The 7,786-nt window shown below is 37.5% G+C and carries 7 protein-coding genes and 1 pseudogene; 3 read left to right on the top strand and 5 right to left on the bottom strand.

Annotation, left to right across the window (positions count from 1 at the left end; translation table 11 throughout):
• Nucleotides 1–184 precede the first annotated feature (184 nt).
• From ACJAT0_RS11640 to ACJAT0_RS11655, 4 genes and pseudogenes are all read right to left on the bottom strand, one after another.
• The gene (locus tag ACJAT0_RS11640) at nt 185–1,027 is read right to left on the bottom strand and encodes an alpha/beta fold hydrolase (RefSeq protein WP_415181789.1); all 843 of its coding nucleotides are present in this window, start codon (nt 1,025–1,027) and stop codon (nt 185–187) included.
• Nucleotides 1,028–1,038: 11 nt separating this feature from the next.
• Nucleotides 1,039–1,587: a hypothetical protein gene (locus ACJAT0_RS11645; RefSeq protein ID WP_415181790.1), complete on the bottom strand. Its 549-nt coding sequence runs from the start codon at nt 1,585–1,587 to the stop codon at nt 1,039–1,041.
• Nucleotides 1,588–1,922: 335 nt separating this feature from the next.
• On the bottom strand, nt 1,923–2,465 hold the full coding sequence (locus ACJAT0_RS11650; protein WP_415181791.1) for a helicase HerA-like domain-containing protein: 543 nt from the start codon (nt 2,463–2,465) through the stop codon (nt 1,923–1,925).
• 236 nt (nt 2,466–2,701) lie between these two features.
• Nucleotides 2,702–2,967, bottom strand: a pseudogene (locus tag ACJAT0_RS11655) (helicase HerA-like domain-containing protein).
• A gap of 335 nt (nt 2,968–3,302) precedes the next feature.
• Here ACJAT0_RS11655 and ACJAT0_RS11660 point away from each other — a divergent pair.
• Nucleotides 3,303–3,968 (top strand): 7-carboxy-7-deazaguanine synthase QueE, encoded by a 666-nt coding sequence (locus ACJAT0_RS11660; protein WP_374003268.1) that lies wholly within the window; start codon nt 3,303–3,305, stop codon nt 3,966–3,968.
• A gap of 193 nt (nt 3,969–4,161) precedes the next feature.
• On the opposite strand, the gene ACJAT0_RS11665 is transcribed toward ACJAT0_RS11660, so the two are convergent.
• Nucleotides 4,162–4,350: a DUF2911 domain-containing protein gene (locus tag ACJAT0_RS11665; protein ID WP_415181792.1), complete on the bottom strand. Its 189-nt coding sequence runs from the start codon at nt 4,348–4,350 to the stop codon at nt 4,162–4,164.
• Between the two features lie 317 nt (nt 4,351–4,667).
• On the opposite strand from ACJAT0_RS11665, the gene gyrB reads away from it, so the two are divergent.
• Complete coding sequence (gene gyrB, locus ACJAT0_RS11670; RefSeq protein WP_374003270.1) at nt 4,668–6,605, top strand: DNA topoisomerase (ATP-hydrolyzing) subunit B; 1,938 nt, start codon at nt 4,668–4,670, stop codon at nt 6,603–6,605.
• Between the two features lie 151 nt (nt 6,606–6,756).
• Nucleotides 6,757–7,786: DUF6588 family protein (locus tag ACJAT0_RS11675; RefSeq protein WP_415181793.1), on the top strand; the 1,030-nt coding region annotated here is incomplete at its 3' end.

A 7,786-nucleotide genomic window follows, 5' to 3' on the forward strand; every position in this document is an offset into this window, starting at 1 on the left:
TAGAGTAAAAATAGGGAATCTTAAAAAATAATCAGATAATTTAACAAGACTATATATTCTCTTCCTGTTTGCCGTAATCATTCTTACAAATTTTGGACTAGTGCATCTCTAGGAGTTAATAATTTTTCCCCAGCTTAATTATTGGTTTTGAACACAAAGTTAAAATAGGCTTGTAAAAAGAGGATTAAGACTTTTCTAAGAATTTCATAACTTGATCAATTACTTCTTGAGTATACAGACTATGACCTCCTGTTTGAGAGCTATAGGTAGTGGCTTGTGGCATGGTTGCTGCTATTTCTCCCATTGCTTCAAAGGGTACGATCAAGTCGTCTGGATGATGAACAATTAAGGAAGGCACATCGATCTTTTTAGCAAATTTTGCAGCACTAAAGTCCTCTATGTAATAGCCAAATTTATTTTTTAGTAGCGCATTTAGACTTTCATAAACAGAGTCATTGAAACTAACTAGACTCTGGTAACCGCGCATGATTACTTCTAATCTGTTAGGACTTCCTAGAAACACAAACTTTTCAATAAAGTCATGACGGTTGCTGGACTCTTGAAAAATAGTAGCCAGGGCTCCTACGCTATGAGCGATCACTATTTGTGGTTTATATAATTCAATAGTAGTTTTGATTATCCTAGAATAAATCACAGCAGTAAATAAAGAGCCGTCACTGTTACCATGAGCTGGAGCATCAATACTAATGATGTTGTAGTCCAGCTTTTGCAGTGGTTCAATTAAATACTTCCATCTAAAACTATTGGATTCCCAGCCGTGATTAAGTAAAACGGTAGGTCCAGTACCTTTCCAGTGATAGATCATAAAAAGACCATCTTCAAAAGCTATTTGTTGTGTTCTTGCCGTAGAAAGAAATGCTGCTTGATGATCTAAAACCTTGCCTTTTCTAGGAATACTAAAAACCCTAAGGGCAAGAGCTGCTGCTTTCTCCTTTGATATTAAATGCAACATATTAAAATAAAAGCCATATAGTTTAGGTATGGCTTTTTGCAGTAGTTTTTTCATAAATAAATTCCTTACCAGGATACGAATAGGTACTGTGGTTTTGTATCATCTGGAATCATGGTTTTTTCAATAGAGGCATTTATGTCAAATTTCACATCTGTAGGTAATTTATCTTTGGAGATAGAGAAGTAAAAATTCTCGTCATTTACCCAGATCACGGCATCGTCGATCATATTATCTACGCTATTGATCTTGTAAGCAGCATTGATGTCTTTGAAGGAACTACTTTTAGTGATTCCCTTAATAGTGGTAAATCTTTCGTCTCTTATGATAATATTTTCAATGGTGGCAGTACTGTCTAAAGCCTGATTAGGAGTAAGAGTCAATAAATGCGCTCCTCCTTTTTCAAATATTTCTATTAGGTTAGCACCATTGCTAAATTCATCACCTTTTACAGCTCTGACGATACTATCGTTTGCATAAATGCTGTCCAGTTGATATACTTTCATATCGCTAGTAAGATGGCCTACACGATTTTTACTCCATTCAAAAGGATCTTGCTTTTTTGTACAACTAGCTAAAGCTAGTATTACGGCTATTAATGCGATTACTTTTTTCATATTCTTGTTTAAAAATGGCAAATTACAATTGCTGTGCCAACTATACGAGGTTTATTTTAACTATTTTGGTTTTCTTATTAGTATTTTAACTCTTACTATCATTTCAGTGCTTTCCTTAAATCTCCGTAACACTTTTTATAAAAGATGCTCTGTTAAGCACATCGATAATAGGGTTTTGATGTGAGCCAATTCTTGAACTTGTTGGAGTACTTGCCATGGCCTTTTCATTAACAGCTGGTTTCTTTACTTCCTTTTTGTTTGCGTTTTCTGTTTGTTTTGAAGTATTTCCTCTGCACTTTTTTCTGTATATGTCTTTGTTGTACTTGTCAGTCAATTCAGAATCCACTATCAGGTCGCTTAATTCCCTGTCGGTAATGGCTGCGATGCGACTTTTTGGGAGCGCGTAGGCTATTAGTTGCAAGTGGACTGGGTCTTTCCTCTTTATATAATGCGTTTATGAATGTCTCTCCTATTCCAATAGAAGTACGTATTCTTGCGGTATCGTAATAATCTGTTTCAGGATAGTTTTGCGTGATGAGTTTTAAAGCTTTTCTGTCTTTTGCCGCAAACGCTCTTGGCGCATGTTGAATTTTAAGACCTAAATGACTCGCTATGCCTTTTGGAATATTATTTTGATTTTGAGCAACAAAATAAAGGCTTTCTTCTTTAGAGCGTATGTGTTTTAAAACACTTCCTATTTGACCTCGTAAAGCCTTACTTGCGGTATCAAAAATTAAATATGTTTCATCAATATACAGGATACATCCGGGTTGATCCATAGCTCCTATCTCTGGAAAGGTAGCATAGATTTCAGCCAGTAAACTCATCCTAAAGGTAGAAAATAATTTAGCTCTGTATTGAATATCGGTCAGTCTCATAATAAAAACGTTAGTATTTGTATCACGATTTTTTAGTACCAATCTTTTACATCAAAACTACGTTCTCCCAAAAAAAAAGCGCTGCCCACCTTGCTGATCTAGTTCTATAAGCTTTCTTAAATAGCTGCTGTAAAAGAAGTAGAAATACGTCCGTACTCAGATTGAAACGCCTCTTTCTCTACTCCAGTAGCATAGTGTACTGCCTTTTTAAGATACTTTAGGTCAAGTAAAGGCAGTTAATGATCATCACCGTATTTAAAAATAACCGAGATAATTACAGCTTGGATTTCTGTAACGTCTAAAATTCTGGACAACAACACAGGGCATTGCTCGCTCACGGCAGCTCGCATTCTAATTCCTTCTTGATCCAAGAAAGTCATAATTTCAACAGGTGCCCTTTTTTTCATGAATTCTAAGCCTGTCTTTTTATGACTTTCGTCAATTTTTTTGTATCCAAACTTCCAGCTTTGATTCCATGAAGGTTTCCTTTTATATCCAACAATAAGGTTGGGATTCCTTGCTGAGAGGATTGCTCTGCGATAATTTGAAGTATTTTTGTTTTCCAGTTGCTGCAGCCTTTGCTACTCTGCTAGGTCCGTTTATGGTTTTTAAAGGGATCTTTGCATAGGTGTTGGTCAAAGTTTCTCCATCCAGCAACGCCACGCTCATAAAAATGGAAGCTCCTTTAGATCGGCACATTTCTGTAATGTCCTTAAAAAGCTTCTTTTTTGGACATTCATCTGTTTTTTAATACTGTAAAAGTACAGAATTGATCACATATTTAAAATTCAGGACGTTTACCACTCGTTAAAATAGTTTTAAACCGGTTGAAGCTTAATGAAAACAACTGCTAAAACGTATCTTTGCCGCATGCTAGAAAAAACCCTACAGCAACAAGTAGAAAAAGGTACTATGTTGCCATTGATGGAAGAATTTTACACGATTCAAGGTGAAGGATATCACACGGGTCGAGCCGCTTACTTTATTAGAGTAGGTGGTTGCGACGTAGGTTGTCACTGGTGCGATGTCAAGGAAAGTTGGGCGCCAGAAAAGCACCCGCCTACTGGAGTAGATCACATAGTTGCAAACGCAGCTAAATACAGTAAAACTATTGTAGTGACCGGTGGAGAACCGCTTACTTGGAACATGGAACCACTTACGACCGGCTTGAAAAATGCCGGACTGGACATCCATATAGAAACCAGTGGCGCATATCCGCTTACTGGTCAGTGGGACTGGATTTGTTTATCTCCTAAGAAAGCAAAAATGCCCTTGCAAGAAGTCTATCTATCAGCACACGAGCTTAAAGTAATCGTTTTTAATCGTCATGATCTCGCTTTTGCGAAAGCGGAGTCAGAAAAAGTATCTTCTCAATGCAAGCTTTTTTTACAACCAGAGTGGTCGGTGCGTGAAAAGATGATTCCGTTAATTACAGAATTTGTAATGGAAAATCCAAAATGGCAAGTCTCCTTGCAGACCCATAAATATTTGAATATTCCCTAAGAGCTGACCACTGAAAATTCAAGAGTTGCCATTGTTTCCACCCATCCCAAAAATATAATAGTCCCTCCTTTTTTGTTTCACAAAACTTATGGAGAAAGACTCTATTTCTCGTGGAGATGGAATTATGTACACAATGGCTTTTAAGATTGTAGTGTGTTCCTGATGGTGCGGTTGCCGAATTAAGAATAAAACTTCATTGGTTTTTGCCTGGAATCTTGTAAATAGAATAGCTGCCAGTTTGGAACAGTTGATGGTCAATCATTACATCCTTATAAGAGGTAATTTCTGTTGCTTTATTTGGTCCAGTTCTCCGTATCTGGTCATGCGGAACAAGTGAACTAAAAATTTCACGGTCTCTTTTAGAAAGCCTGCTATGGATCAAACTAGCAACAGCGACTTTATTTGAATCCCTTTACAGGACATCCAAAGGGCTTTTATCGCAGTCTTTAAAAGTAAGTGACCTGTCTTTTTGTGCGGCACCATAAAAGGCAGACAGTAAAATGACTTATACAGGCGTAAGGTTTTTTATGTGGGAATGGTATGTATTGGAACAGGTGAAAAAATCATTATTAAAGCTGGTAGCCTATTAATAATTTGTTAATAACTTAGAGCGGTATTTGTGAGGTAAACACCTACATACATTAGTGGTTTCTTATCTTTGTTTATCATGCATTTTTAGAGTAAAAATCACATTTATTTATGAGCGAAGAAAATAAAGGTAATTATGGCGCAGATCAAATTCAAGCGCTAGAAGGTATGGAGCATGTGCGCATGCGTCCTTCCATGTATATAGGAGATGTAGGAATCAGAGGATTGCACCATTTGGTTTATGAGGTGGTAGATAATTCTATTGATGAAGCACTTGCCGGGCATTGTAATCACATTACGGTCCAAATTAATGAAAACAACAGTGTCACCGTAACGGACGATGGTCGAGGCATACCTGTGGATATGCACAAGAAAGAAGGCGTGTCTGCATTACAAGTGGTGATGACTAAAATCGGTGCTGGAGGGAAATTTGATAAAGATTCTTATAAAGTTTCTGGTGGTCTTCACGGTGTAGGTGTAAGTTGTGTAAATGCACTTTCTGATCATTTAAAAGCAACGGTTTACAGAGAAGGTAAAATATGGGAACAAGAATATGAGCGTGGTAAAGCCATGTATCCCGTAAGAGCTGTAGGAGATACAGATAAAAGAGGTACTGATATCACTTTTATTCCTGATACCTCTATATTCCAGCAAACTATAGAATTTAATTACGACACTTTAGCTAACAGATTGCGGGAGCTTTCTTTCTTAAATAAGGGAATCAATATCATTCTTACTGATGCTAGAAGGCAGGATGAAGAGGGGAATAACATCACAGAGACTTTTCAGTCTGAAGAAGGTCTTAAAGAATTTATACGTTTCCTAGATGATACACGTAGTCCTATTATTGAAGATGTGATCTCTATTGAAGGGGAGAAGAATGGGGTTCCTGTTGAGGTAGCCATGATTTACAATGATAGTTACTCAGAGAATTTACATTCTTATGTAAATAATATCAATACCCACGAGGGTGGAACCCATTTAGCGGGTTTCCGCCGTGGTCTTACTTCTACTTTAAAGAAGTATGCTGATAGTTCTGGTCTTTTAGATAAATTAAAGTTTGATATTTCTGGAGATGACTTTAGAGAAGGTCTTACAGCAATTATTTCTGTAAAGGTGCAAGAGCCCCAATTTGAAGGACAGACGAAGACTAAATTAGGGAACCGTGAGGTGACAAGTGCCGTTTCTCAAGCGGTTTCTCAAATGCTTGAAGATTATCTAGAAGAGCATCCTAACGATGCCAAAACGATTGTTCAAAAAGTAATTCTTGCAGCAACAGCTCGTCATGCAGCTCGTAAAGCTCGTGAAATGGTACAGCGTAAAACCGTGATGAGCGGTGGTGGACTGCCAGGGAAACTTTCTGATTGTTCTGAAACAGATCCCACACTTTGTGAGGTGTTTCTTGTTGAGGGAGATTCTGCAGGCGGAACAGCAAAACAAGGCCGTGATCGTGAATTTCAAGCTATTCTTCCATTAAGAGGTAAAATTCTTAACGTTGAGAAAGCAATGCAACACAAGGTTTTTGAAAATGAAGAGATTCGTAACATCTATACAGCGCTAGGAGTAACTATAGGAACTGAAGAAGATTCTAAAGCACTAAATCTAGATAAACTGCGTTATCATAAAGTAGTAATTATGTGTGATGCTGATATTGATGGATCACATATTGCTACCTTGATTCTTACTTTTTTCTTTCGTTATATGAGAGAATTGGTAGAATTAGGATATATTTATATTGCCACACCACCTTTGTATCTCGTCAAAAAAGGGGCTAAAAAACGCTATGCTTGGTCAGATAAAGACCGTGATGAAATCGCTGAAAATTTTGGCGGTTCTGTATCAGTGCAGCGTTACAAAGGATTAGGTGAAATGAACGCAGATCAGCTTTGGGATACCACAATGAATCCTGAATTTAGAACCCTACGTCAGATCACTATCGATAGTCCTGCAGAGGCTGATCGGGTTTTCTCCATGTTGATGGGTGATGAAGTGCCGCCTCGTAGAGAGTTTATAGAGAAAAATGCTATTTATGCAAATATTGATGCTTAACGATGAATACCTTATAGCAAAAGAAAAGTCCTTGTTTATCAAGGATTTTTTTAAAAAAAAAAGTAAGCTGATAGCATTATTGCGGATTTCCATATAACTTTATACATCCAAATGTTTCTTTGACACGTATTTATAATCTAAACTGATAAACATGAAAAAATTAATTGTATTAATTGTTATTATGTCCAGTAGTTATTTAGCTAGCGCACAAAACGGATTCTCAGATATTTTGGCCGCTGGTGCAGAAGCAGCAAATAAATATGCAAATTCTTATACTGCTCCAGCCGCCGAAGCATTTACTTATAATCTTGCCTCGGGATGGTATGAAAGTGGTAAAGTGCTGGATCCGGGTAAATTTAAATTACAGATTAGGGTACAGGGTACATTTGCCCCAGATGACAAGAAATCATTTGTTTTAGATCCATTAGAATATGAGCGTATCATACAGTCCAGTTATGATGCTACTGGTAATCCATCTGCAAATATTTCTGTAACTTTTGGAGATGGAGGTACCACTCCTAGATCAGTAGGAACGGCATTGGGAGAGAACGATCCAGATCAGACCCTTGTAATAACCAGTAGAGAATCGACCACCAATTTTCTACTGCAAGAAGATATGATAACACTTGCTCAAGGAATTGGAAATGCTGGATTTGATGTAGTTCCTGCTGCTTTTTTTCAAGCGGGTATCGGGTTAGGTGCTGGGCTAGAGTTTAAAGCGCGTTTTATTCCAAAAATAGAAACAGGAGAAGTAGAAACAGGGCTCTATGGGGCTGGATTGCAATGGGAATTTACGCAGCTTTTTGCACGGGAAGACGGAACTGCTAATTTGCCAGTTGCTGTATCTGTTTTAGCCGCTTTTACACGTTTAGATGCTTCTTACGATTTTGAAGATGGCGCTGTAGTAGAAGGAAGAGATCAATTGCTTGAAACAAAAACAAATGCATTTACCGTGGCTGCAATAGCGAGTACTAAATTTAAAGTACTTAACTTTTATGGAGGTTTAAATTATGTGACAGGAAACTCAACAACTGATTTAAAGGGAACCTATACTTTTAACTCCAGTACTGTAATTTTCCCTGTTTCTAGTACCATAGAAGATCCGTTATCATTAAAAAGTGACGTCAGCGGTATGTTAGGTACACTAGGGTCAAAACTCACTTTAGGCGCTTTTAATCTCA

The organism is Nonlabens sp., assembly GCF_047636915.1.
GTDB lineage: Bacteria > Bacteroidota > Bacteroidia > Flavobacteriales > Flavobacteriaceae > Nonlabens.

What these genes read in the sequence shown, in the direction of transcription:
- ACJAT0_RS11640 (WP_415181789.1), bottom strand. Translation starts at nt 1,027, where the DNA reads ATGAAAAAACTACTGCAAAAAGCCATACCTAAACTATATGGCTTTTAT.
- ACJAT0_RS11645 (WP_415181790.1), bottom strand. Translation starts at nt 1,587, where the DNA reads ATGAAAAAAGTAATCGCATTAATAGCCGTAATACTAGCTTTAGCTAGT.
- ACJAT0_RS11650 (WP_415181791.1), bottom strand. Translation starts at nt 2,465, where the DNA reads ATGAGACTGACCGATATTCAATACAGAGCTAAATTATTTTCTACCTTT.
- ACJAT0_RS11660 (WP_374003268.1), top strand. Translation starts at nt 3,303, where the DNA reads ATGAAAACAACTGCTAAAACGTATCTTTGCCGCATGCTAGAAAAAACC.
- gyrB (WP_374003270.1), top strand. Translation starts at nt 4,668, where the DNA reads ATGAGCGAAGAAAATAAAGGTAATTATGGCGCAGATCAAATTCAAGCG.